Source organism: Oculatella sp. LEGE 06141, from assembly GCF_015207605.1.
Taxonomy (GTDB): Bacteria; Cyanobacteriota; Cyanobacteriia; order Elainellales; family Elainellaceae; genus Oculatella.
The window spans coordinates 158372-182310 of sequence record NZ_JADEWO010000006.1; the positions used below are offsets into that span (position 1 = coordinate 158372).

General features: G+C 49.2%; 21 protein-coding genes. 8 read left to right on the forward strand and 13 right to left on the reverse strand.

Going from position 1 to position 23939, the window contains the following annotated elements; genetic code table 11:
- Positions 1 to 60: 60 nt before the first annotated feature.
- From IQ268_RS06795 to IQ268_RS06825, 7 genes are all read right to left on the reverse strand, one after another.
- Positions 61 to 1302 carry a bifunctional 2-polyprenyl-6-hydroxyphenol methylase/3-demethylubiquinol 3-O-methyltransferase UbiG gene (locus IQ268_RS06795; protein WP_228035146.1) on the reverse strand — a complete coding sequence of 414 codons (1242 nt, stop codon included), beginning with the start codon at positions 1300 to 1302 and terminating at the stop codon, positions 61 to 63.
- Between the two features lie 58 nt (positions 1303 to 1360).
- Entirely contained in the window at positions 1361 to 3034 is a 1674-nt protein-coding gene (locus IQ268_RS06800; RefSeq protein ID WP_193876841.1) for a hypothetical protein, read from the reverse strand.
- A gap of 83 nt (positions 3035 to 3117) precedes the next feature.
- Positions 3118 to 3906: a class I SAM-dependent methyltransferase gene (locus IQ268_RS06805; RefSeq protein ID WP_193876843.1), complete on the reverse strand. Its 789-nt coding sequence runs from the start codon at positions 3904 to 3906 to the stop codon at positions 3118 to 3120.
- A 51-nt stretch (positions 3907 to 3957) separates the two neighbouring features.
- Entirely contained in the window at positions 3958 to 5388 is a 1431-nt protein-coding gene (locus IQ268_RS06810) for a glycosyltransferase (protein ID WP_193876845.1), read from the reverse strand.
- A gap of 391 nt (positions 5389 to 5779) precedes the next feature.
- Positions 5780 to 6985, reverse strand: coding sequence for a bifunctional phosphopantothenoylcysteine decarboxylase/phosphopantothenate--cysteine ligase CoaBC (coaBC, locus tag IQ268_RS06815; RefSeq protein WP_193876847.1), 1206 nt, complete (start codon positions 6983 to 6985; stop codon positions 5780 to 5782).
- An 84-nt stretch (positions 6986 to 7069) separates the two neighbouring features.
- Complete coding sequence (locus tag IQ268_RS06820; RefSeq protein WP_193876849.1) at positions 7070 to 7282, reverse strand: DUF2555 domain-containing protein; 213 nt, start codon at positions 7280 to 7282, stop codon at positions 7070 to 7072.
- Positions 7283 to 7350: 68 nt separating this feature from the next.
- A complete protein-coding gene (locus IQ268_RS06825; protein ID WP_193876910.1) occupies positions 7351 to 8016 on the reverse strand; it encodes an alpha/beta hydrolase in 666 nt (221 codons plus the stop codon).
- Positions 8017 to 8319: 303 nt separating this feature from the next.
- Here IQ268_RS06825 and purH point away from each other — a divergent pair, with 303 nt between their 5' ends.
- From purH to IQ268_RS06865, 8 genes are all read left to right on the forward strand, one after another.
- Entirely contained in the window at positions 8320 to 9891 is a 1572-nt protein-coding gene (purH, locus tag IQ268_RS06830) for a bifunctional phosphoribosylaminoimidazolecarboxamide formyltransferase/IMP cyclohydrolase (RefSeq protein WP_193876851.1), read from the forward strand.
- A gap of 90 nt (positions 9892 to 9981) precedes the next feature.
- Complete coding sequence (locus IQ268_RS33325; protein ID WP_370584651.1) at positions 9982 to 10809, forward strand: 2OG-Fe(II) oxygenase; 828 nt, start codon at positions 9982 to 9984, stop codon at positions 10807 to 10809.
- 114 nt (positions 10810 to 10923) lie between these two features.
- Positions 10924 to 11400: a DUF4079 domain-containing protein gene (locus tag IQ268_RS06840; protein WP_193876855.1), complete on the forward strand. Its 477-nt coding sequence runs from the start codon at positions 10924 to 10926 to the stop codon at positions 11398 to 11400.
- A gap of 327 nt (positions 11401 to 11727) precedes the next feature.
- Complete coding sequence (locus IQ268_RS06845; RefSeq protein WP_193876857.1) at positions 11728 to 11937, forward strand: hypothetical protein; 210 nt, start codon at positions 11728 to 11730, stop codon at positions 11935 to 11937.
- Positions 11938 to 12312: 375 nt separating this feature from the next.
- On the forward strand, positions 12313 to 13389 hold the full coding sequence (locus tag IQ268_RS06850) for an amino acid ABC transporter substrate-binding protein (protein WP_193876911.1): 1077 nt from the start codon (positions 12313 to 12315) through the stop codon (positions 13387 to 13389).
- Positions 13390 to 13568: 179 nt separating this feature from the next.
- A complete protein-coding gene (locus IQ268_RS06855; RefSeq protein ID WP_193876859.1) occupies positions 13569 to 14735 on the forward strand; it encodes an amino acid ABC transporter permease in 1167 nt (388 codons plus the stop codon).
- A gap of 81 nt (positions 14736 to 14816) precedes the next feature.
- Positions 14817 to 16031, forward strand: coding sequence for an amino acid ABC transporter permease (locus tag IQ268_RS06860; protein WP_193876861.1), 1215 nt, complete (start codon positions 14817 to 14819; stop codon positions 16029 to 16031).
- Positions 16032 to 16204: 173 nt separating this feature from the next.
- Entirely contained in the window at positions 16205 to 16984 is a 780-nt protein-coding gene (locus IQ268_RS06865) for an amino acid ABC transporter ATP-binding protein (RefSeq protein ID WP_193876863.1), read from the forward strand.
- On the opposite strand, the gene IQ268_RS06870 is transcribed toward IQ268_RS06865, so the two are convergent.
- The 6 genes from IQ268_RS06870 to IQ268_RS06895 form a co-directional block, all read right to left on the reverse strand.
- The gene (locus tag IQ268_RS06870) at positions 16981 to 17883 is read right to left on the reverse strand and encodes a glycosyltransferase family 2 protein (RefSeq protein WP_193876865.1); all 903 of its coding nucleotides are present in this window, start codon (positions 17881 to 17883) and stop codon (positions 16981 to 16983) included. The genes IQ268_RS06865 and IQ268_RS06870 overlap by 4 nt on opposite strands.
- Before the next feature lie 96 nt (positions 17884 to 17979).
- Positions 17980 to 18879: a glycosyltransferase family 2 protein gene (locus tag IQ268_RS06875; protein WP_228035147.1), complete on the reverse strand. Its 900-nt coding sequence runs from the start codon at positions 18877 to 18879 to the stop codon at positions 17980 to 17982.
- Between the two features lie 67 nt (positions 18880 to 18946).
- The gene (locus IQ268_RS06880; protein ID WP_193876869.1) at positions 18947 to 19864 is read right to left on the reverse strand and encodes a glycosyltransferase family 2 protein; all 918 of its coding nucleotides are present in this window, start codon (positions 19862 to 19864) and stop codon (positions 18947 to 18949) included.
- Between the two features lie 39 nt (positions 19865 to 19903).
- On the reverse strand, positions 19904 to 21376 hold the full coding sequence (locus IQ268_RS06885; RefSeq protein WP_193876871.1) for an oligosaccharide flippase family protein: 1473 nt from the start codon (positions 21374 to 21376) through the stop codon (positions 19904 to 19906).
- Positions 21377 to 21411: 35 nt separating this feature from the next.
- A complete protein-coding gene (locus IQ268_RS06890; RefSeq protein WP_193876873.1) occupies positions 21412 to 22425 on the reverse strand; it encodes a glycosyltransferase family 2 protein in 1014 nt (337 codons plus the stop codon).
- 16 nt (positions 22426 to 22441) lie between these two features.
- On the reverse strand, positions 22442 to 23920 hold the full coding sequence (locus IQ268_RS06895) for an NAD(P)/FAD-dependent oxidoreductase (RefSeq protein ID WP_193876875.1): 1479 nt from the start codon (positions 23918 to 23920) through the stop codon (positions 22442 to 22444).
- Positions 23921 to 23939: the final 19 nt, after the last annotated feature.

Consider the following 23939-nt stretch of genomic DNA (forward strand, 5'->3'; position numbering starts at 1 on the left):
AAATACAATAAAGTTGAGAAGCTTTTTGAGGCTAAAAACTTTTGAATAAGCAATATAATTCTATTCAAGCTTAAGAAACACCACATATAAAGTGTGCCCGGTAATCAAAGATCTTACAAATGCCGATCGATGCAAAATAGGTTTCACAACACGATGAAGCATTCTAGACATTAAGGTTTGCAAAGGATGATGTTCTGACAATCTTGATTCCTGGATTTCGATGTACCAGTCTACGTGATAACTGGCCAAAGGCTCAACGCGAAAGCGTTCAATCTTTAAAGGAAACAGTGAGGGCAAACTCTTGAAGGTTCTATGGCACCACTGGGTAATGTGATGAGGAGGTTGATCAAGTAAATTTTTTTGATAGTGTTTTGGAAACGATTCAAAGTTGGGAACCGCAAGAATTAGCTTTCCTCCTGGTTTTAAGAGCTGAATAGATGCTTCTAAAAAACCTTTGGGGTCAGAAACATGCTCTAAAACCTGAAAACTGCATACAGCATCAAAATGACCCGCTTGCTGCTGTGCAAAGTCATATAGATCAAACTGCTCCACTGGAATGTTTCGCTCATGGGCATACTGTAAGGCACTTTGATTCAGTTCTATACCTTGAGCATCTATTCCCATGTCTCCACGAAGTCGTTCAATAAAGGTGCCTCGCCCTGCACCAATTTCTAAAATATATTGACAACCCTGCAAATCCTGAATTGCTACATCATGCTCCCATTTATGAGGCATGTAATACCAATCGAATTTCTCAAGTTGTTCATAGAGTTGACTAGAACCAGCAACATCTAAGGGTAAGAAAAATCTCAGCTTGGTTTGATTACATTGGTAAAGGTAGACCACTTTATGGCCTTTCAGTTCATCAGTGATATCAATCCGAAGATTCGTGTTCCAATCATCAATGAGTTTAGTTGTTTCGATTTTTTTGAGAAGAGTAATGTCACGCGTGTTTGTAAGAAGACTAATCGCCTCAGGCTTGGATTGTAATTCAGCCATACTTCTCTCTCTATGAGAGCTTTCAGATGGCACAGTCATTGAGATAAAGAACTTAAGTGACTTTTTGAATTGCAGCCATCTTTGCCGTATTTTCCAAAACTTACTAGATTGAATAGCAACAACTTTTGCTCTAGCTTGTTTAAGCTTAATGTGAAATTCCCTGCACTGAGTACGCGCTTGTTTCAGTTCTTGCTGAGTATGTTGAAGTTGAGACTGAAGTTGCTGCACTTGTAATTCACAGTGCTGAAGCTGAGTGCGTAATTGACGCACCTCAGCTTGTAACTCGGAGATAATTTCACTCATTTCAGCGCAAGCTCATTGTACTGACCTCACATTTGCTCATCCTACTACCTAAGTAACACTATAGATTTTGACGTAAAGTTCTTCTTCGACACTCATAAGTATATTCATCAACTGTTTGGCTACCGCGAAAAGCTGCTACCTGTTCACACTCAAACGATCGTTCAGAAAGAAACTTTCCTACAGATTGACCAAAAAACTTTTGAGCTACGGCATCTTCGAAACTATCATTTGCAGAATTCAGTAAACTAATATTTCCTTCTTTAGGAAACCCTTGAAGAGGTACGGCCCAAGTCGTCACTATAATTCTGCGAGGGCATTTCGCTGAACCTGAAACAGCGCTATCATTTGTGGGGTTTTCCGAATTATTAGCATCTACCTCGCAATTCTTGTCAGCTAAACTCCAAATTGGAACGAATTTATAACTCCAATCAGATAGGGTAGCGATCGCTAAGGAAGAACCACCAGGATAGTCATACACGGTGGGTTTCTTTAACTTTGAATCCTTATGTAATTGTTGAATAACTTCAAGCTGTGCCATTGGAAAGGAGAATACACCTGTTATATCTTTATAAACTGCTGATAAACCAAAGAACGAGTGAGTTGCTAAGATTGCAATACTAGCAAGAGTGAATATGGGTTGCAAGCCTCTATTAAGTCTATATTGTCTTTGTTCGCTCTCTAAATTTTGAGACTTTGTTTCCTGATTATCTGTGTGACAAGAAAGAACTAAAGCCAAAAGACAAATAAATGGCCAAACTACATATCCAGTATGTCTGAAGTTTCCCAAAGGATATTTAATAGTTAATACAGCAACACCTAACAGACCACCAAATCCACAGGCAACTGTCAGAAGAGAATCAAACTTGTACAACCTTATAATTGCCATCGCAATTAAAGCCAATAATAGTATGGTAAATATCAAATTGATGGCAGTAAAATGAATAGCAAAGGATTGATTCCACCAAGTTTGATTAGTAGTAAAAGGTAGCCAGGCAGACACAATGGATTTCAGAAAAGTACTGGAATACTCACTAATTGAGAGTCTTTCTTGAAATTCATATCCCTTAGAAGCTTCAGAGCGAAAATGATAGTAGTAAAATGCGATTGGATAGCTTGCCGTAATCGCACCAAGCCTCATCCAGTAGCGTTTGACAAGGCAGTAAATTAGTAGAGGAACAGAAAATATCAGACTGAGCAAATGCGTTAAAGGAAACAGAAAGCAAGCCAATGCACCCCATATACTAACTTCTTTTCTAGAAGTTAATCCCTTGAAAATTGTAAGGAGCAAAATTAGTGCAAGAAGATAACAGCGTGATATTGTTCCATACTCAAACACACAATAGTAAGAGAGTAAGAACAAAGCGCTGAATGGAAATCTAATCCACTTTATTGTCAAATAAGCCAAAAACGCATACTGTAAAAAAGTTAGAAACTTGACTGTGTAGGCAATGTCAAATCCCAATACTCTATGTCCAATATTAAACATAGGGTATAAAAGAACATAATATGGGGGTAAGTGTAAGTCCCCTCTAAAAGACTCCATCAAAGCCCAAAGATTCCATCCATAAAGATAGACTCTAAATATAGGCTCGGCTTCATCTTGCCATATTTCATGAGTTATTAAACTAATAGCAACAAATAAAATAGCAAAAAGAAAGGTTAGTAGTTGTAGGTTTTTAGCACCCGTTAAAAACCTATTTTCTTTAGATTTATGGAGTTCACCTTTAATCATTGCCTGAAGCTCTTAAGGGAAGTTTAATGCTTTAAAGTGTAAACAGTCTCTTGCTTGATTAATTCTGCATGTTCGTTAGCATTCTATTTTAGATTTTCTAATTCAATAGTCATAAACATTCCTAGATACGAGTTAAACGGAGATAATAGTTTTTCGACAACTTGCACTAGCGGATACATCCAAGAGGGCAGTAATTGTCTGATGGATAAACCGCCACTGCATAGATATCTGAATGGAGTATGTAAACGAACAGAGCACAGTCTTAAGTTCGGAAACTCGCTGAAGAAGATTTGGCGATCGCGACAAAATACAATCCAAGGTATCGCCATATTTGCACCCGAAAGCGGCCCCCCTTCCTCAAATCCCCAGCCTGCTCTCGTTTCAAACGGTTCGTGATGAAAGTGAGTGTAGATAAACTTCGAGAAGATCGTATTCGCTGGTTCTATCATCACAATCTTTCCGCCTACCTTAAGACAGCGCTGCATCTCATTCAGAAACTGTCTTGAATCCTTCACATGGTGCATTACATCAATCATCATGAATGCACTCACGCTATCATCTTCAAACGGAATATCTAGAGCAGAAAATACCTTATCCACTCCTTCATAGGGCAATATATCGGAAGTGGTAATCCGTGGAGCTAACGTTTTCAAAAACCCCGCGCCGCTGCCCAATTCTATAAACTCTCCATCAGTAGGTGTCGTTCTAGCTTTACTCAACAGTTCTTTGTAGAAACTCCTGTAAGTTTTGTGCAAAAATGGCTTTCGCTGGATAATCTTGCGAATGATATATACATTATTTGGATCATCCAAATCTTGAACTCGAGAGGCTTCTGGAAGCTTTAGCCAGGTTAATACGCTCGCTATAAACATAATTCAGTCGCTTTAAGTTACTAAATTGTGCTGCTCAGAAAAAACAATCGATTAAATAAACTTGATTTTTTTAGCCGCATACAGGCACATTTTAAGCAAAACTAAACCTTCCTTGAAATGGCTAATATTAGATCGTCCATAGGTTCTAGGAACATATCTCACCGGGATATCTTTAATCTTCAATCCCAGTTTTGCTGCACCAAACAACAAATCAAAATCGCCAAACGGATCAAATTCGCCAAAATAAGAGCGATTAGCTTCTATCTTCAAATAATTCTCTCTAGAGATGACTTTTGTACCGCAAAGAGAGTCTTTGATCTTCGTGTTCAACAAATACGACAAAAGCCATGCAAAAAACCGATTAGCCGTACGATTGAGCCAGGGCATTGCTTCAGAACTAACCGGATAAACCAGACGACAACCATTTGCCATTTCACATCGTCCTGATGCCACCGCTTCAAAAAAGTACGTTAAATCCTCTGGTCTAACAGTCAAGTCAGAATCCAGAATGATTAATACGTCGCCCGTTGCACTGCTAAACCCCTGACGAACCGCATCTCCTTTGCCTTTACCCGTTTGCTGATAAGCCTTGATGTCATACTGATGACCGTACTTAGCCTTAACCCGCCGAATTTCGTCCCAGGTATTATCAGACGAGTGACCTTCAACAAAAATAATTTCGGTATGCTTGCCTAACTTTGGCATTCGGGTAATACAACTCTCAATGTTGCCCGCTTCATTCCGAGCCGGAACGATGACCGAGCAGGTCATGTTGCGAACGTTAGATTGGGCTTCAGTGACGCTAAGCCGAGGCCGCGCCACAACATACTCTGTTAAACAAAAGTGATTTATCAGCGGCAAAGGAGCCAAAATAGAATTGAAAAACCAGGAGATGAGAGGAATTCGCTTGGGAAACAGCAGACGTTTTCCGTGCAAAACAATTTCAAATCCTGACAAGTCAAGCAAGTTTTCGATATCTTCCAGGTTGAGCCAGTTCAGTGGCGGCAACGGCATTCGTTGACCAATCAGCGTAGCAAAACTAAGAACAGGTTCCCAGAGCGGATTATGGAACGTCAAAATTAGCCGAGTTGAAGGATGACAAGCTTTTTGAATGTTCTGTAGAGCCTGCTGAATGTTCTGAATGTAACTAATGGTGTTAGCGAGCAGGATATAGTTGTACAGAGTCTTGGGCTGGAATTCTTCTGCATCTTCCACCCGAAAATTCAAAGCTGGGAAGCGCTCTAGCGCACTTTCAACGGCGATAGGGCTGAGGTCGATTCCTACTCCATACTCTGGCTTTACAGACTCCAATAAATAACCTAAACCTGAACCAATTTCCAAAACGCTTGAATCGGGTTGAACAAAAAAATTATAGAATTCTTGTAAATCTTGATAGTAATAGAGATTTCGGTTTCTCCACTTTTCTAAAACGCTTCTGTACTTAACATTTGCTAAAGAGTAGTAAACTTGCGACGATTCCATTTGATTCTCACCCACACTCACTTCTGGAAACAAAACGTCTTGTACAGATAATTATTGCTGGCGAAACTTAGGCATCCGTTTAGTCAACTGCGGTTTAAGCAGTAAGCTTACTGGCCTTTAGGTTGTCTAGTTTTGTTGGAAACCATAAAATTCATTAGCGGAAGACGTAATCGAATAGAAAATTTTGGAAAAAAAGTAGTTTTCTTCTAGTCTCCGAACTTAACTAAGCAAACCAAGTTCCTCTACATTCTGAGACTTGTACTATTCAAATAATTTCTACGCCGAGCCACGTTAAATTCAGATGAAACTTTACCATGCGGTCGGCTAGAACACAATAAAATCTCCGCTTTATCTATCGCCTGCGGCTCACAGTAATCTTTTATACATTGCCCTAAAGGAGTAGGGTCAGGACTCGATGCGCCATCTCCAATTTGCTGCATGGCCCGATCGCCGCTTGCCGTCCCTGAGCATCTAAAAAAATTGCTTGATTTCGATCGCCACCAAACCCGCTATCGGGCTGATCCACCGGATTTGCCACGATCGCATCCAGCTTTTTCCGCTTCAGCTTCTCCAGAGCAGGAGCCAGAATATCCCCCGTTTGAGCCGCAAACCCAACCAGACGTTGATGGGGTTGCTTCAGACCACCCAATTCAGCAACAATATCCGGCACAGCCGCCAGCGGCAGCACTTCAGGCAGCGATCGCTTCGGCAACTTCTGCGAACTATAGTCAGCCGGTTTTACATCCGCCACCGCCGCCGCCATAATCGTCCAATCGGCTTCAGGAAAATAGTTCAACATCGATTGCCGCATCTGGTCTGCACTCACCACCGGAATCAAACGAACACCCTGAAGCGAAGCCAGCAGACCAGCCTCCATAGGGGCGTGTACCAGCGTCACCGTTGCCCCACGGTGGGCAGCAGCCTGCGCTAAAGCAAGCCCCATTTTTCCGGTTGAAGGATTGCCAATAAAGCGCACCGGGTCAAGGTATTCGCGCGTACCCCCAGTGCTGATCAAAATCTGCCGACCCGCCAGATCCCGATGCCCCCCGGTATACAGCAACGATTGCAGATGAGCCAAAATTTGAGGGGGTTCTGCCATTCGTCCCATGCCGACGCGATCGCACGCCAAAATACCCGCACCGGGGCCAACCGCATGATAACGAGCATCCTGCTGCACCAATTGCCAATTGCGCTGCACAGACTGCTGCTGCCACATATCCGTATTCATCGCCGGAGCCAGCAGCACCGGGCAGGTAGAAGCCAGCACCGTATTGGTTAAAAGGTTATCGGCCAAGCCATAAGCTAACTTAGCCAATGTGTTGGCGGTGAGGGGAGCGATCGCCATCACATCAGCCCATTCGCCCAGCTCAATGTGCAGCGGTCGAGAATGGGTAGGCTGCCAAAAATCGCGATCGGTATAGGCAGGGTGGCGGCAAAGCGTTGCAAACGTTAGCGGTGTGACAAACTGCTGTGCGCCATCGGTGAGAACCGCTTGCACAGCAGCACCAGCCTTGGCTAAGGTTGAAACAAGATCACACACCTTGTAGGCAGCGATGCCGCCCCCAACCCCAATCAGAACCCGTTTTCCCTCAAGCATGACGTTGAGTCAGTTCAAGCAAGCAACTGTACGGCAGCCTTTCTGGTGTTGCATTCGATGCCTGAGTTCAATACCCAGGCTGCTTCAGGCTTCATCATAGGCTTCCAGGTCGAGCAGGTAAAGATAGGGTTCCACCAGCTCTGGACGTTGGAAAGCGATCGCCCGCAACAAATGCCAGTCGTTTAAGCCATCAAAGACATTGCCGTAGTCGTCCTGGTCGAGCCGCTGCGCCAATTCAGCCACGTCTCGTTCAGTAAATCCGGCAACGGTTTGCCCAGTTAAATCCTGCGTTTTCATACCCAATTCCCCCCTCAAGAGCATCCGTACTTGGTCGGAACTTTGCAGACGCCACTTACACCATTATCCTAGGCCGTTTTCGGATTTTGGTCAGGAGGAACTACTGTTTCTTCTATAAAACTTTGCATGATCTGAACAACGGCTGGACGAATCTCATGCGCCATATCAAACTCGTGATATTGCACCGAGGCTCCCCGGCTCAGCAGGCCGTCTCGCGCCTGACGCGCCGCCGCCACCGGAACCACCTGGTCGTAACGACCGTGAACGATCAGCACGGGGGGAATTGACCCGTCGGTTGGTAACGGAGCGTGTAAATAACCACTCAGTACAATCAAACCAGCTAACGGCAGCTCCAGCCCTACATCTAGCGTCATGGCTCCACCTTGCGAAAATCCGGCCAGAACAGTGCGCGATAGCGGTATGCCTGTGCTGTGTTCTAGCGATCGCAGCCAATCGACCAGGCGTTGACGGCTTTCGATTAAATCGGGCAAGTGGCGAAAATTGTAACTGGTCTGAAAACTGGGGCTATTTGGAAAGCCGTACCACATCTTGCCCTGCGGCGCGTGCGGATGCTGGAAGGGCGCATCTGGAAACAGCAACTCATAGTTAGAAACGTTTAAGAATTGACCCAGCGAGGCTAAATCCTGAGCATTGGCTCCCCAACCGTGTAACCCCACCAGTAAACCCTGAGGCGGGTTCGTTTGTGCGGGAATGCGAATAGCTTGTAGAGACAGAACGGTTCTCCTTCAACACTCGATACTTCATCGATCATACGCAGGAGACATGCCGTTGAACGAGAGTCAACTCATGAGTGGCGCAGTGGCGCGAAGTTGCTAAAGGTCGTTTCTTCTCGCAAACCCATTTGACTGCATCCCTGCTAATCCGGGTGAAAGCCAGCACAATTCTATTATTCTGGGATAGGCAACGATTCAATCGTTGTGGGCGACAGCCTGCGGCTGCGTCCTGTTTGCCATAGGTCTTATTTGCCATAGGTCTTATTTGCCATAGTTACTTCGGCCATCAAGGGTTTTGTCATCATGAAACGTCTAGCACTGTTAAGCACCTCTGATAAAACGGGACTGATTGATCTGGCACGGAGTTTAGTAGACGAGTTTGGGTTTGAGCTAATTAGCAGTGGCGGCACAGCACAAGCCCTGAAAGATGCTGGCATTCCGGTGGTTAAAGTAGCCGACTACACTGGCTCTCCCGAAATTTTGGGCGGACGGGTGAAAACGCTTCATCCCAAGATTCATGGCGGCATTTTGGCGCGGCAAGATTTGCCACAGGATCAGGCTGATTTAGAAGCCAATGGCATTCGCCCCTTTGCTCTGGTAGTGGTTAACCTGTACCCGTTTGAACAAACCATTGCCCAACCTGAAGTGTCGTTATCCGAGGCGATCGAACAAATTGATATTGGTGGCCCGGCCATGCTGCGAGCTGCCGCCAAAAACTTTAGCCATCTCACCGTGCTCTGTAACCCAGCACAATATTCAGACTATTTGCAAGAGCTGCGCCAGTTCAATGGCAAGGCATCGTTCGCCTTTCGCCAGGGCTGCGCCCAGCAAGCCTTCTGGCATACCGCCACCTACGACCAGGCGATCGCCACCTATCTCAGCCAGCAAAACTCAGAAGAAATTCCCCAACCGATTGATCCGCATCTCAGCTTGCCGCCGCGATTTACCGTCATTGGGCAGCAGCCCCAGGTGTTGCGCTATGGCGAAAACCCGCATCAACCCGCCGCCTGGTATCAAACTGGAACCGTTCCCTCTGGCTGGACGGCAGCAACGAAGCTTCAGGGCAAAGAACTGAGCTACAACAACCTGGTTGATTTAGAAGCGGCTCGCCGTCTGATCGCCGAGTTTTTAGACACCAAAGCCACGGTGGCTATCTTGAAGCACACCAACCCTTGCGGTGTGGCAATGGGGACAACGCTGGCAGAAGCCTACGAGAAAGCGTTTAATGCCGATTCGGTGTCTGCCTTTGGCGGCATTGTGGCGCTCAACCAGCCGCTTGATGCCGCAACTGCAACCGCACTGACGCAAACCTTTCTGGAGTGTGTAGTCGCACCGGGTTGTGAACCAGAAGCCGCAGAAATCCTGCAAGCCAAATCGAAGGTGCGGGTGCTGATCTTGCCCGATCTGGCTGGCGGCCCCACTCAACTGGTTAAGCCGATCGCGGGCGGTTTGCTGGTGCAGGCTGCCGATGACCACCTCACCAATCCAACCGAATGGCAGGTCGTGACCGAGCGCAAACCCACCACCGCGCAAATTGAGGAATTAATGTTTGCCTGGAAGGTGGCGAAACATGTGAAATCAAATGCGATCGTTGTGACGAGCGATCGCACCACCGTGGGTATTGGGGCAGGGCAGATGAACCGAGTTGGCTCCGTCAAAATTGCCCTGGAACAGGCTGGCGACAAAACCACCGGAGCAAACCTGGCCAGCGATGGCTTTTTTCCGTTTGATGATTCAGTTCGAACGGCAGCAGCAGCCGGGATCGAGGCCATCATTCAACCGGGAGGCAGCCTGCGCGATCAAGAGTCGATCGCCGCTGCGAATGAGTTAGGGTTGATTATGATTTGCACGGGATACCGTCACTTCCTCCATTAATTCAGATTAATTCAGAGAATCAGAACTCGCTCCACAATGTACGCCAATCCACAGCAACCGATAACCCAGTCGCTTCCTCAAGAGGTTGAAGTGACCTTACTTCTTTCGGGTGGGCATGAGTATACGTTGCCCATCCAAACGGACGCACCGCTGTTGCAACAGCTATTTGAGGTCATCATGGAGCCAGAAATTCACGCCACGCGCCTGTTCCAGGTTCCCATTCGCAAAGGCAGGGGAGTGGTTTGTTTTCGGGGCGATCGCCTCGTTGGGTTAGTCACAGAACCGCCGCTGGTGATTCAACAACAGCCACCTAACGCCAGTGAAGCTGTTTTGTCGTCTACCTTTGTCCAGTTAGACAATTTCTTGACGGCGGAGCAGCAAAAGCAACTGATCCACTACACCTTGCAGCAAGAAGGCAATTTCGTTGCCACCAACACCTCCACAGGCGAGCGAGAGTACCGCAAATCAGTCGTTTTACATACCTTTCCAGAGTACTCAGAGCTAATCAGCCAGAGAATCAAAGAGGTATTGCCCTATGTGCTCACTCGGCTGAGTATGCCCACCTTCTCGATCGCGCAAATTGAAGCCCAGCTTACCGGACACAACGACGGGCAGTATTATCGGGTTCACAACGACAACGGCAGCCCTGAAACCGCAACGCGAGAACTCACCTACGTTTATTACTTCCACCGCGAACCCAAATCCTTTTCGGGCGGAGAGCTGATCATCTACGACAGCAAAATCGAGAATAACTACTACGTTCAGGCAGACTCGTTTAAAACGATCGAACCTCGCAACAACAGCATCGTCTTTTTTCCCAGCTATTACATGCACGAGGTATTGCCGATTCAGTGCCCCTCCCGCACCTTCGCAGACAGTCGCTTCACCATCAACGGCTGGATTCGCCGTCCGGGGTAGCACCACCCCAGGTAAACACCCTGACCGTGACAGGAGAGCCAACCGAGAACGGATGAGAAACTTAACTCATTGTGCTAACTTTTATTAAGATCCCCCGTTAACGGCTGAAGCACTATGAGCGTTGAAATCCCAGAATCAATCAAGGTTTGGAGTCAGTTTGGTCATCCGCTGATTATGTGGGTGCTGCTAGGGCTTACGGTGTATGCCCTGTATCTGGGTATTCAGATTCGTCGGACTCGGGCAGCGGAAGGAGACACCAAAAAAGCGTTAATCAAAGGCAAGTTCAATGTTAAACACCATCAAATTGGTGCCGTTTTGCTGGCGCTGATGGTGTTGGGTACCCTGGGCGGCATGGCCGTTACGTATGTCAACAACGGCAAGCTTTTCTTTGGCTCTCACTTGCTGGTGGGGCTGGGCATGACTGGGTTAATTGCCACATCGGCCTCCCTTTCTCCCTTTATGCAGAAAGGAAACGACTGGGCACGCTACACTCATATTCTGTTGAACGTAGCTCTGCTGGGTTTATTTGGCTGGCAAGCGGTGACCGGAATGCAGATTGTGCAGCGCATTGTAGAGAAAATTGTTGGATAGAGCATCAAAGCGATCGCTAATTCTCTGCGCCACAGCAGCGCCACAGCATTAATATTCAAAATCAAAAGATGAAGGATTGGGGCACAAAGACTGTGCCCTTTTGCTGTTTCAAGGCTGGCTGCAGCAGCAAGTTTTCCGATCTTCAGCGTTGAACGGGTGCTGATTCTGGGACTGCTTCAGGAGGGGTAAACCTGATCATTAATCAAGTTATGGATCGTTTGTTTATCGTTTTGTAACTCTTGTGTCAACTTGTGTGATTCGCGATCGGGTATCTAAAAACTGGGGGTATCGTATGAAAATGAAGAAAATATTAAGGAGGAGATCGTTATGACTCCCTTAATGATGCGCCAGCTTTGGTCTCTAGTCGAAACCACTCAAACCAACGTTTTACTGTCTCTAGATGACAGCAGCTTAGTTCAGTGGCTGCTGCGGCAACTGCCCACCGAGCGATCGCTCGATACCCATGAAGCAGATGTCGTCAGCACCTACATTCACTCCAGGCTGTCTCTCATCCGCGATTTAGCTCAAGCCCGTTAAGCATTGTTACCGTTCCGTTCAATCCTCAGCTTGCAGTCACCCTGTCCTCAAACATTACGCCCGTGGTTGGATTCGGTCTGTAGATTCCATTTCAGCCCAATCTAAAAAATGTGAATTTAGATACAAACAGAAATTGCAAAGCAGTAGAGTGTTAAGAATGTCCGAGCAGTTCGCTAAGCAGGTTGCATTCCGGTTTAAATATGAATCTGCTTGCAACCTGGGCATATGTTCGACGATAAGCAGTAATGGATCGGTTTTTGCTTTGTCGAACTAGCACTACCTCAATTCTTGGGATGCTCTGCGACAGAGCGGTTGCCGATCGTTCAGTTAACAATCTTTGCAAGTTCTGTTTGTTGAGAAATGAGTGAGATGACTATGCGTAAATGGGCTTCCCTGCTGCTGGCGGCCTCACTTTCAGTAGCAACGTTGGCGGCTTGTTCAGATGCCAACAACACTGCTGAAGGAGAGGGAGGCCAAACGGCTGCTTCTTCTGGCGGTAGTCGTTTAGATACAGTTAAGTCTCGTGGTCAATTAATCTGCGGTGTCGATGGCGGCATTCCTGGCTTTAGCTTCGTTGATTCCAACGGTGCTTACTCCGGTTTAGATGTAGACATTTGTAAAGCGGTCGCGGCAGCTCTATTTGGCGACCCCGATGCAGTAGAGTATCGCCAGCTCGACTCGACAGAGCGATTCACTGCTCTTGCCGGCGGGGAGGTGGATATGCTCTCCCGTAACACAACCTGGACGTTAAGCCGGGATGCGGCAGGCGGTAACGGTTTAGAATTTGCTCCCCCTACGTTTTACGATGGCCAGGGCATGATGGTTCGCACCGATAGCGGCATCACCACGCTTGAAGATATGGCCGGGCAGTCCATCTGTGTTGAAACAGGAACCACAACCGAGCTAAACCTGACCGACCGGATGCGCGAAATTGGCGTTCAGTTTACGCCGGTGGTGTTTCAAGATGCAGATGCGGCATACGCCTCGTTTGCCGAGGGTCGTTGCCAGGGCATGACCTCCGATAAATCTCAGTTAGCGGCTCGTCGCACCACACTACCCAACCCGGATCAGTACGAGTTGCTGGATGTGACCATGTCGAAAGAGCCATTGGGGCCAGTGACTATCAACAACGATTCTCGCTGGTTTGATACCGTGAAGTGGGTCACCTATGGCTTGATGCAGGCCGAAGAATTTGAGATTACTCAGGCCAATGTTGGCGAGATGGCGAACAGCGAAAATCCTGACATTCGTCGTTTCCTGGGCGTTGAGGGTGATTTAGGTCAGCAGTTGGGGTTGCCTAACGACTTCATGGTGCAGGTGATTACAGCGGTCGGCAACTACGGTGAGATCTACGATCGCAACGTGGGCGAAGGGGCTGAACTGCAAATTCCACGCGGGTTAAACTCGCTCTACACCGATGGCGGCTTGATGTACTCGCCTCCGTTCCGTTAATGGATTGTTGTGGCTAGCAGCTTTTGTTGGATCAAAGGCTGCTAGCCTTTAGCGTTCCGTTCACCGTATTCACATAGTGCGGCTATATAGTGCGGCTATCGGTTCATAGCTCATCCGTACGTCAAGCCCTACCCATCAGCGTGTGGGGGTTGACGATCCTTCCTAATTAGCGATTTCCCATGACCAGTCCTAGTGACCAGAAGATTCCCCTCTGGCGAGACGAACGATTCTGGCGAATCCTGCTTCAAGCGTTAGCGGTGGTTGGCGTTATCATCGCCATACTCATTTTCGCGGGTAACCTCAGCCGCAACATGCAGCAACGGGGCATCCAGTTTGGGTTTGCTTTCCTACGGAACCCGGCAGGCTTCAGTATTGGAGAAACGTTGTTTCCGTTTCTGCCCAACGAACCGTATTTCAAAGCGCTGCTGGCCGGTATTCTCAATACGATTCGGGTGCTGTTGGTGGGGATTGTTTTAACGACGATTCTGGGATCTGCCGCCGGAATTGCCAGCTTCTCAGAAAATTGGCTGCTGCGTCAGATTAGCCGGGTGTACGTTGAGATCGTTCGCAACACGCCGTTATTGTTGCAGCTCTTTTTCTGGTATTTTGCCGTTTTCTTTGGGTTGCCCGCACCCCAAAACCAGCTTGAGTGGTTTGGCTCGATGTATTTGAGCAAGGCGGGGGTTTCCATTCCCTGGCCGCAAAATACGCCCTATCTCTGGATGTGGCTGGCGGTGCTGCTGGTTGGGGCGATCGCCGCTTTGTTTGTTTGGCGGCAGCGTGTCAAACTCATGGTCGAGCAGGGCGCGTCTGGCCGATCGCAGCTCACCACGCTGATTGCAATGGGCGTTATTGCCCTTCTCATTGTTCTGTTTGGGTTGGGCTGGCAAATCCCGGAATCAACGGCTCCCGGCCTGGTTCAGGGTGGCTTACGCTTAACGCTGGAATTCTCGGCACTGCTGGCTGGTCTGGTTTTTTACACAGGCGGTTTTATTGCAGAAATCGTGCGGGCTGGCATTCAGTCGGTTTCCAAGGGACAGTGGGAAGCCGCGCGATCGCTTGGGCTTCAGTCGGGTCTGGTGATGCGGCTGGTGGTGTTTCCGCAAGCGCTGCGAGTGATTTTGCCCGCGCTCAACAGCCAATATCAAAACTTAGCCAAGAACTCTAGTTTGGGGTTTGCGATCGCTTACCCGGAGGTCTATTCCGTTGCTAACACCACCTACAACCAGACTGGCCGACCCGTGGAAGTATTTCTGCTGCTGATGGCGGCATTTCTTCTCATTAATTTGGTGATCACCATCGTGATGAACCAGCTCAACCGTAGCGTCCAATTGAAAGAACGATAGGGTCAATTGTGCATCCGGCGGCATCGGCGGGTGTAGCTGCGTTACCTTCACTGCTTGTCCCATCTGCCCATCTATTCTGCTATGACGACGACAACACCCACCTCTTCGGCACCACCCGACATCGTTCAACTAGGCCCGATCGCCTGGTTACACAAGAACTTGTTCAGCAGTTGGAGCAACAGCATCCTGACGATTGTCATTGTGGCGCTTCTCCTTAACTTCTTAAGAGGCTTTGTTGTTTGGGTGACAACAACCGCTCAATGGGAAGTCATTCCGCTAAATTTGCCGCGATTCATGGTTGGACTCTATCCGGCTAACCAGTATTGGCGAATTTGGATTGCGTTTGGCATCATTACGGCTCTGGCCGGGTTGAGCTGGGGGGTACTGGCTCGCCAAACCGCAAAGCTGTTTAGCCTTCCCGTTTTAATTGGCATTGGAGCAAGCTGTGTCTTTATGGCACTTGTACCTGTGCCGCCGCTGTATCGGCTGATGTTGCTGGCAGGAGTGGCCTTAGTTGTGGCAGGTGCCTGGGTGGGGCGGCAAGCCGGACGCAAGCTGCCAGCCCTGGGACGGTGGGTATCTTTGGCCTGGTTTGTGTCGTTCTTTGTCGTTCTCTGGTTGATTGGCGGCGGGTTATTTTTGCGAAATGTCTCCAGCAACGACTGGGGCGGATTGATGTTAACGCTGATTGCAGCCATTGTCAGCATTGTGCTTTGTTTTCCAGCAGGGGTGGTGCTGGCGTTGGGAAGACAGAGCAGTTTGCCCGTGGTGCGTTGGTTTTCAGTGCTGTACATTGAGCTAATTCGAGGTATTCCGCTGATTGCCATTCTGTTTATGGGACAGGTGATGCTTCCCCTATTCCTGTCGCCAGGGGCACGGGTCGATCGGATTTTGCGGGCGATCGTCGGCTTAACTCTGTTTAGTGCGGCTTACCTGGCCGAGAATGTGCGAGGTGGGTTGCAAGCCATTCCGCGCGGTCAAACCGAAGCAGCCAATGCGCTAGGGTTGAACACACCGCTAACGGTTGGTTTAGTCGTTCTGCCGCAAGCGCTCAAGATTTCCATTCCAGCGATCGTGGGTCAGTTTATTAGTTTGTTCCAGGATACGACCTTGCTAGCCGTCGTCGGGTTGGTCGAGCTGCTAGGCATCAGCCGTTCGATTCTGGCCAATCCGCAGTTTTTGGGTCGCTATGCTGAAGTCTATTTGTTTATTGGCATCATTTACTGGGTGTTCTGTTACACCATGTCCATTGCCAGTCGTCGGCTTGAGCGCCAGCTTAACGCCGGACAGCGATGAGTGCCTTACTTAACAATCTGTTTGGGAAAGTCACCGTATCGTGGTGCAAGAATAGACTTAGGAGCCAAAGTCAAGCCCTTGAAGATAGCGTTTAGCGTTTTCAGGGTTTTACGTTTTGCATAACGGAATCAGTTAACAAGCGATTACTACTGCCTGAGAGGGAGAAAAGTTCAATGACACAGTATCAAACAGAAACGTCCCCCGCAGAACCAATGGCATCGGAACCCATGATTATTGCGCGGGATGTTGAAAAATGGTACGACAACAATTTTCACGTCTTGCGCGGTGTCAGCCTGACGGTGAACAAAGGGGAAGTTTTAGTGGTGATGGGGCCTTCTGGCTCAGGTAAATCAACCTTTATTCGCACGTTCAATGCTTTAGAAACCTATCAGAAGGGCAGCATTGAAGTAGACGGTATCAAGCTCTCCCACGACTTGAAGAATATCGAAACGATTCGGCGCGAAGTGGGAATGGTGTTCCAGCAGTTCAACCTGTTTCCCCACCTCACAGTATTGAAAAATGTAACGCTTGCGCCCATCTGGGTTCGCCGCTGGCCGAAGGCCAAAGCAGAAGAGGTGGCGATGCAGTTGCTAGAGCGGGTGGGTATTCTGGAGCAGGCGCAGAAGTTTCCGGGACAGCTTTCGGGTGGGCAGCAGCAGCGGGTGGCGATCGCCCGAGCCCTGGCGATGCAGCCCAAGATCATGCTATTTGACGAGCCAACCTCTGCCCTTGATCCAGAAATGGTGCGAGAGGTGCTGGATGTCATGCGATCGCTCGCCAGCAGCGGCATGACGATGGTTGTAGTCACCCATGAGGTTGGCTTTGCCCGTGAGGTTGCCGATCGGGTGGTGCTAATGGCCGACGGTTTGCTGGTAGAAGAAGCCACACCAGAAGAATTCTTTAACAATCCGAGGGAAGAGCGGACGAAGAAGTTCTTGTCTCAGATTCTTTAGCGTTGAGCAGGTTTGCCTGCCTGAGCGGTATTTTTTTCCCAAACGAACCCAGACACATTAGCCACTTGCGATAGAAACAGTAACGCTGCAACCAATACAGAGGGTTGGGGCGATCGCTGCGAAAAGGGGTAGGTTAAGAGCCGCGTATAAAAGGAAAATGGCTCTATCTTGACGGTTTCTGCCGTTCGCTGTCTGCGAACCTGGTGAAAATAAAAGGCTCCACGACCGTAATTGAAATGCTGTCGCCAGAAGGTAGGCAGCGCTAGTTCGTGGGCGTGATGCACCTGGACAGCGGGTGCATAAATCATGGGATATCCTTTCTCTAGCCAGCGATCGCAAAACTCCCGGTCTTCTCCAGCCGCCAGGGGAAATGTGGTGTCAAAGCCGCCAATCGCCTGAAACAGCTCAGCGGGTAGCGCAAAGTTGTTAGACGCAAAAAAGTTCGGTTGGTTGAGGCGGCGGGTATAAAACTGATAGAGATAGTCGGTCAGCGTCTGGCTGGTGGTCGAGTACAGGTTATGGGGCAGGGCATTCAGCGTGTGTCCCCCAATCAAAGCAGTGGGCGCGATCGCAAAGTGCCCCCTCAACTGTTCTAGCCAGTCGGGGGCCGGGGCGCAGTCGTCATCGGTAAACGCCAAAAACTGACCGCTGGCATGGGCAGCCCCGGTATTTCGAGCAGCAGCAGGGCCAGCATTCGCTTGTCGAATCAGGCTCAGTGCAAGGCGATCGCGAAATGGAGCCGCTACCGATTCAATCGGCGGTTCGCTACCGTCATCCACCACAATCACTTCAAAGCGATCGCGCGGATAGGTGAGGCAAGTTAGAGACTGAAGGCACTTCGCCAAGCGCTCCGGGCGAGCATAGGTAGGAATCACAATCGAGAAAAACGGTTGTTCCATCTAAATCTCCGAGGTACTTCCGCCAAGCTTCGCTGTGGCGGTGATGGGGGATAGGAGCGGCGATACAAACCTCCTGAGCACTCAATGGCGGCACCGCTAGGTTTGATTCACCTGCTTTAGCCGAGACGAGGATTGATAAAACCGCTCTCCCAATAGCCCCCCGGTACTTGCGACTTGCGAGAAAACCAACAAAGCAAACAATATTAGTTTGGAATGGGTTGAGGTCGTTTGCACCAGTGGGTAAGTTAATAGCCTGAGGTAAAAATCTGGTGATGTCTGCCTGGCCGATGCTGGAGAGCGGTGCTGGTAAAAGCGGTAGGCTCCTCGTCCGTAGTTAAAGTGCTGCTGCCAAAAGCGGCGCAGGGTGAGAGGGTGGGCATGGTTGATCTGAACGTCGGGCGCATACAGCATTGAGTAGCCTTGATCGAGCCAGCGATCGCAAAACTCCCGATCTTCTGATGCAAAAAATGTGGGATTGAACCCGCCCATTGCGCGAAACTGCTCTGCCGATACAGCAAAATTATTGGATGCAAAGAAACGAGCCTGTTGCGGATTGGCATTGTAGTAGGCATACACCAGATCTATAATCAACTGGCTTGTAGTGGCACAGGCGTTGTCGGGCAGGGCATTGTTGGTTTTTCCCCCAATCAAGCGATCGGGCATGACCGTAAAATGCGCTTCCAGTTGAGTTAACCAGTCGGCAGCAGGGGTGCAATCGTCATCGGTAAAGGCGAGAAACATCCCCTTCGCAACAGCCGCACCTGTATTTCGTGCCTGTGCTGGCCCGGAATTGGGTTGTCGAATCAGAGTAAGATTCAGTTGCGTTTGAAACGGAGCAACCACCGAGTCGGGAGGGGGATCGCTGCCATCGTCAACCACAATCACCTCAAAGCGATCGCGCGAATAGTCGAGTTGCGCCAGAGCCATTAAACAGCGGGACAGCTCTACCGGACGCGAATAAGTGGGGATAATCACTGAAAACACTGGAACACTCATGACCATGCAACCGTAGGGGTGAAAACGCAACATTAAAACGGCACGTAGCCGATTGGGGCAACCTCAATTACTCTCGGGCAGAAACGCCGCCCAATTTAAGCCGCAGTTTTTCCCATGCACTCACGTACCTCACAAAAAACATCACCATTGCCACCTTTAGTTTTTGGTCAACCCCTTTGAGTTGCTCGTTTCTAAAGGTATGAACCGTAAAGATCAGCGGCGGCATCAAATCTTGCGCCACGCTTTTGAAGAAAACGAGATTGAGCTGCCAGGGAGAGCGGGTCAGTTTATCCTGTAAATCATAGTGGCCGCCAGCATATCGAACCGTTCGCCGATAAAGCTGCGAAAACGAATATCTCGCCGGGTGAGCCACGCAGGTATCGTCCGCATAGACCTGGCGGTAACCCATCGCGCCAACTCGTTGCCCCCAATCGCGATCGCCGCTCGACTTCAGGCGGGCATCAAACAGCCCAACCGTGGAAATAACCGTCTTTAGCGTAAACAGGTTAGCCGTTGCGCCATATCCTTGCTGTTCCAAAAACTGCCGCTGTGGCAAAGCCATCACCTGTTCGTAAAGTTCAACAGCAGTTAGATGCTGCGGATCTTTAAAGAAGATTTGAATCTTACCAGCGACCAATCCACAGTTGGGCACCCGCAGCACGTGAGCCACCCCTTTCTCAATCCAGTCGGGTGCCGGAATGCAATCGGCATCGGTAAAGGCAATCACCTCTCCGCGAGCCAGCGCAATTCCGGTATTGCGGGCGGCATACGATCCGGGAGTGGCTTCGTAGGCGGCAATTGCCCGACGGTACGAGTGAACCACACTGCTTACATCCTCCGTCGAAGCATTATCCACCACAATGACTTCATAACACTGCTCTGGATAGGTTTGCTGGTCTAGCGCCGCCAGACAGTGTCTCAACCGCTGAGCGTCGTTGAAAACAGGAACAATGACTGACACAAAAGGCAAAGTAGACTGAGCCATCGGTTTGGAACGGAAATTGCCATACAAAGTGCCCCGAACTCAGGTTCGTTGCTTGCGAAACAACGGGACAAGAGAACGCAGCCAGGATCGAAAAAACGTTATTTCACGCGACTGAAATTCTCCCAGCCCCCAGAATCCGACAACAATGAACAGGGCGATAATGCCAAGCTTGATCAGCAGCAAAACGCCGGGGGTAGCCCAACTGATAGCCGCCGCATAGGCGAAACCGCTTAGCACAACGCTGCGGCATAGCGTGCTCCAGGTTGGCACAATGCGCCAAAACTGATACAGCACCACCACGGTTGCGATCGCACCCAGCGTAGCAACTCCGCTTGAGATCAGTGCCGCTCCAACAGGGCCATAGGCCGGAATGGCAAACAAATGCCCCACCACGGCAATGGGCAACAGCGGCCCTGCCAGGATAAATGTCCAGTTGGGTTTGCCCGCTGCCGTCAAAATAGAAGTGGTGACGGAAATCATAGCCAGGGCGATCGCCCCAAAAATTAGCACTTGCAGCAGCGGTGCCGTAGATAAAAACGCATCGCCAAAGATTAACGCCACAATTTCGGCAGCGGCACCCGCGGTTAGTGCCGCAAAGGGCAGCATCAACAACACCAACCGCATGGCATCCTGACTCATCTGTTTAGCCGCATCAAGTTCACCCCGATGTAAACTGCGGGTCAAAGTAGACAGCAGCAGCGGCGAAAATGCCAGCGAAAAAATGCCTGGGATCAACGACAGATTTTGCGCTGCGCCATAAAAGCCAACCTGCGCCGTGGTGCCTCCCAAAATTTTGAGCGCAAACAAATCCAGCTTTTCGTACAGCCGCATACTCATCGCAAACAGAAACAGCGGAATCGCATAGCCCCACAGTTTCCGCATCGGAAAGCTAGAGGGTCGAAACAGCGAAGGGCGCACAAAAAAACGGCTGATGATCAGTTCAATGGCCGAAGCAGCAATGCTGCCTAAAATGGCACCCGATACCGACAGTCCCAGAGCCACCAGTCCCAGAATAAACACCATCCGCGCCAGCCAGCGGCCAGCCGTAGCGATCGCCCGTTGCGTAAATTGACCGACCCCAACCAAAATGCTGCGATGTACATATCCCAGGCAAAACAGGGGAATATCGAACGAAAAGAGCTTTAAGTAACCAGCGATCGCCGGTTCATTCATCACCTCGGCCAGGGCATCAGCGCTCAGCCACAACAACAAAGCGGCTCCACCTCCAAACCATAAATGCAGGCGTAGTACCTTAGCCCCCACCGGTCGCCAATCCTCGGCTTCGCCCACAAACTTGATGGTCGTGCGAGTGAACACCGACGTAATGCTCCACCCAATCCAGGCGATTAAGGTTGCTACCAGGGTAAAGACACCATACCCTTCTGGTCCCAGCCGCCGAGTGAGAAACGCAGCCGTCAAAATCCCCGTTGGCAGCAACAGGGCTTCAGCCAAAAAGATTTGAACCGTTCCGCCAATCACATGGCGTGCCGTTGGTGATGGGGAAGATGTCATCAGTTAATGGAGATAGGGCAAGGCATACTGGACTGCTAGACATGTTCCAGCCGAGCTTCAACCTGGCTGTATTTCTTCAGCAGGTAGGTGGGGCTAACATAGCCAATCATCAAACCGGAAAAGAATAGCAGCAAAGAGGTGAGGGCGATCGGCACAGCCAGGGGCAGCAGCCAGATCCGCGTCGGATCGTCCGACAGTAACGCCCCGGTTCTAAGCACGACCTGCTTTAGTTTCCACACGCCAATGCCAACACAAGCGCGCAAATCGTCCAGCAGATTGACATTCAGTTGACCGCCAGAACGGCGTTGCAGCCTTGCTACCGTTAAAGCATCAAAGCCAAGCAGTAAAAAGCGCCAGAAGAAATGAGACAAACCATTGGGAGCTGCGTGAACGGCTCTGGATTGCGGCTGATTCCAGATCACATATCCCTGTTCCGTTAAATAGCAAGCATGAACCGTGCAGTTACCGCGATAAATCGGCAGGTTAGCAGGAATGGGATGACTGAGCAGGAAACTCCTGCGAAAGGCGACGTTGTTGCAAAAGTAGCTATGGGACTGACTCAACTCCTGCCGCTGAGAAAAGGGCGGAAAGATGTATGTCAATGCCATAGCCAGCCCATAGGCACCCAGGGGTGAAATTCTAGTTTCACCAGCCACCACTTGAATCTCTGCCTTTTCCGCAAAGGGAACGAGCAGATTTTTCAACCAGCCCGGTTCATAAACACAGTCGGAGTCGCAAAGAACCAGCACCTCTCCAGTAGTAAAGCTAAAGCCCTTCATTTTGGCTTCATAATAATCAATACTGGACTCAATTCGCTGCACGGTTAGCCAGGGATAGTGAGTTTGCAGGCGATCGATCAGATCAGTGGGCAGATCCCCCGTTTCAATGATCAGAACTTCATTGGCATCGGTGGGCGAAACATCCTGTGCCGCCAGCGTATCAAGGCAGTGGGTTAAGCCCTCCATCTCAGCCGTGGATAAGTTTTCAGTCTCAACCACAATGGAAAAGCTAGGCAATTTCAATTGATTCGTTGGGTATGACTGCACCATAAGCCAATTTAAACCTTTAAAGACCACTGACTGAACTTAGCGGTTCTTTTTGCGCTGCCTCCCGTTTGGCTTGCTCTTTAATGGTGACTTCTTCATGATAGGAGCGCTCTGTATTCACATTCCACACATCGTGGTCTTCACCCAGAATATTTTTAACCGCCAGCATTGCCGTCAGCATAGAGTGATCCTGGTTGTTATAGCGATGCATCCCATTACGCCCAACCGTTTGCAAGTTCTCAAATGAGCTGAGGTAATCTTGAATGACCTGAAGATTTTGACGGTACTCACCGTCGTAGACCGGATAGGCTTTGTATTGACGAATGACAACGCCATCGTCTACATCTCCCTCCTTAACGCCCAAATTCAGTTCAATGACTTCCCGAGTTGCCAGTGCAATCAGTGCATCATCCGACATTTCCCAGAGTGAATCCCCTTCGCTACAGAAATATTCCATGCCCAAGCAGCTTTTGCTGGGATCAGGCACCATGGCAGCGCTCCAATTCTTAAAATTTTGGATGCGCCCAACCTTAAATTCCGGGCTATGAATGTAAATCCAATTATCTGGAAACAGTTTTGCCCGGTCAATAATCAGTGAAACAATTAAAAAGTCGCGGTATTTCAGGCCATGTGCCGCTTCTATGACGGCAGCAGGCGGTGGTGGATCAAGCCGATGCATTAAAGCGGTGATGGGCATGGTTGAAATAAAATGATCGGCTTCAATCTCAATGGTGCGATCGCCCTGCGCCGCCGTAATTTGTTTAATTCGCATTCCCTCTCGATGCACGCTAATCACTGACGTGTTGAGCTGCACGGAAGCACCCCGGCTTTCAACCAGTTCCTGACACCGTTCCCACATCATGCCGGGCCCCAATGCCGGATAATCAAACTCTTTGATCAGGCTTTTGGAGGTTTGGCTACCAAAAGCCGCATTCAATACCGCCCGCTTCAACGACATTCCTTTGATTCGTTGTGCGGCCCAGTCGGCTCGAATTTTGTTACAGGGAAGCCCCCACACCTTTTCGGTGTAGGTCTTAAAGAATATTTTGTACAGGCGACCGCCAAACCGCTCAGTGACCCACTCCTCGAAGGTTGTGGGTTGAACGTCGGGATTGATCTTCTTGCGAAGCTTTGCCTTTAAGTAGCTGCCCAAAATAAAGAAACTGGTGATAGGCCCCAGGTTCGTCAATGCATTAAACAGAGAAAGGGGATAGTTGTAAAACTTACCTTGATAGTAAATGCGAGATAATCTTGGCACCTTGATAAAGGTATCGCCCAAAATTTCTCGCCAAAATTGTTCTACTTCTCCAATTTTGGTGAAGAAGCGATGGCCGCCAATATCAAAGCGGTACCCTTTATACATTTCAGTTCTAGAAATACCGCCAACTTGAGCAGACTGTTCCAGCACGATGGACTTAACATTCTGCTTCACCAACTCGTAAGCAGCCGTTAATCCAGCTGGGCCAGCACCAATGATGGCAACAGGATGACGTTCCACTGATTGCTCTCCTAAGGGT

Excerpts from the sequence above, each read along its gene's own strand:
- IQ268_RS06820 (WP_193876849.1), bottom strand. The coding sequence starts at position 7,282 with ATGAAAACGCAGGATTTAACTGGGCAAACCGTTGCCGGATTTACTGAA.
- IQ268_RS06880 (WP_193876869.1), bottom strand. The coding sequence starts at position 19,864 with ATGGCTCAGTCTACTTTGCCTTTTGTGTCAGTCATTGTTCCTGTTTTC.
- IQ268_RS06840 (WP_193876855.1), top strand. The coding sequence starts at position 10,924 with ATGAGCGTTGAAATCCCAGAATCAATCAAGGTTTGGAGTCAGTTTGGT.
- IQ268_RS06870 (WP_193876865.1), bottom strand. The coding sequence starts at position 17,883 with ATGGAACAACCGTTTTTCTCGATTGTGATTCCTACCTATGCTCGCCCG.
- IQ268_RS06875 (WP_228035147.1), bottom strand. The coding sequence starts at position 18,879 with ATGAGTGTTCCAGTGTTTTCAGTGATTATCCCCACTTATTCGCGTCCG.
- IQ268_RS06890 (WP_193876873.1), bottom strand. The coding sequence starts at position 22,425 with ATGGTGCAGTCATACCCAACGAATCAATTGAAATTGCCTAGCTTTTCC.
- IQ268_RS06805 (WP_193876843.1), bottom strand. The coding sequence starts at position 3,906 with ATGTTTATAGCGAGCGTATTAACCTGGCTAAAGCTTCCAGAAGCCTCT.
- IQ268_RS06865 (WP_193876863.1), top strand. The coding sequence starts at position 16,205 with ATGACACAGTATCAAACAGAAACGTCCCCCGCAGAACCAATGGCATCG.
- IQ268_RS06860 (WP_193876861.1), top strand. The coding sequence starts at position 14,817 with ATGACGACGACAACACCCACCTCTTCGGCACCACCCGACATCGTTCAA.
- IQ268_RS06855 (WP_193876859.1), top strand. The coding sequence starts at position 13,569 with ATGACCAGTCCTAGTGACCAGAAGATTCCCCTCTGGCGAGACGAACGA.
- purH (WP_193876851.1), top strand. The coding sequence starts at position 8,320 with ATGAAACGTCTAGCACTGTTAAGCACCTCTGATAAAACGGGACTGATT.
- IQ268_RS06810 (WP_193876845.1), bottom strand. The coding sequence starts at position 5,388 with ATGGAATCGTCGCAAGTTTACTACTCTTTAGCAAATGTTAAGTACAGA.
- IQ268_RS06800 (WP_193876841.1), bottom strand. The coding sequence starts at position 3,034 with ATGATTAAAGGTGAACTCCATAAATCTAAAGAAAATAGGTTTTTAACG.
- IQ268_RS06795 (WP_228035146.1), bottom strand. The coding sequence starts at position 1,302 with ATGAGTGAAATTATCTCCGAGTTACAAGCTGAGGTGCGTCAATTACGC.
- IQ268_RS06885 (WP_193876871.1), bottom strand. The coding sequence starts at position 21,376 with ATGACATCTTCCCCATCACCAACGGCACGCCATGTGATTGGCGGAACG.
- IQ268_RS06850 (WP_193876911.1), top strand. The coding sequence starts at position 12,313 with ATGCGTAAATGGGCTTCCCTGCTGCTGGCGGCCTCACTTTCAGTAGCA.
- IQ268_RS06845 (WP_193876857.1), top strand. The coding sequence starts at position 11,728 with ATGACTCCCTTAATGATGCGCCAGCTTTGGTCTCTAGTCGAAACCACT.
- coaBC (WP_193876847.1), bottom strand. The coding sequence starts at position 6,985 with ATGCTTGAGGGAAAACGGGTTCTGATTGGGGTTGGGGGCGGCATCGCT.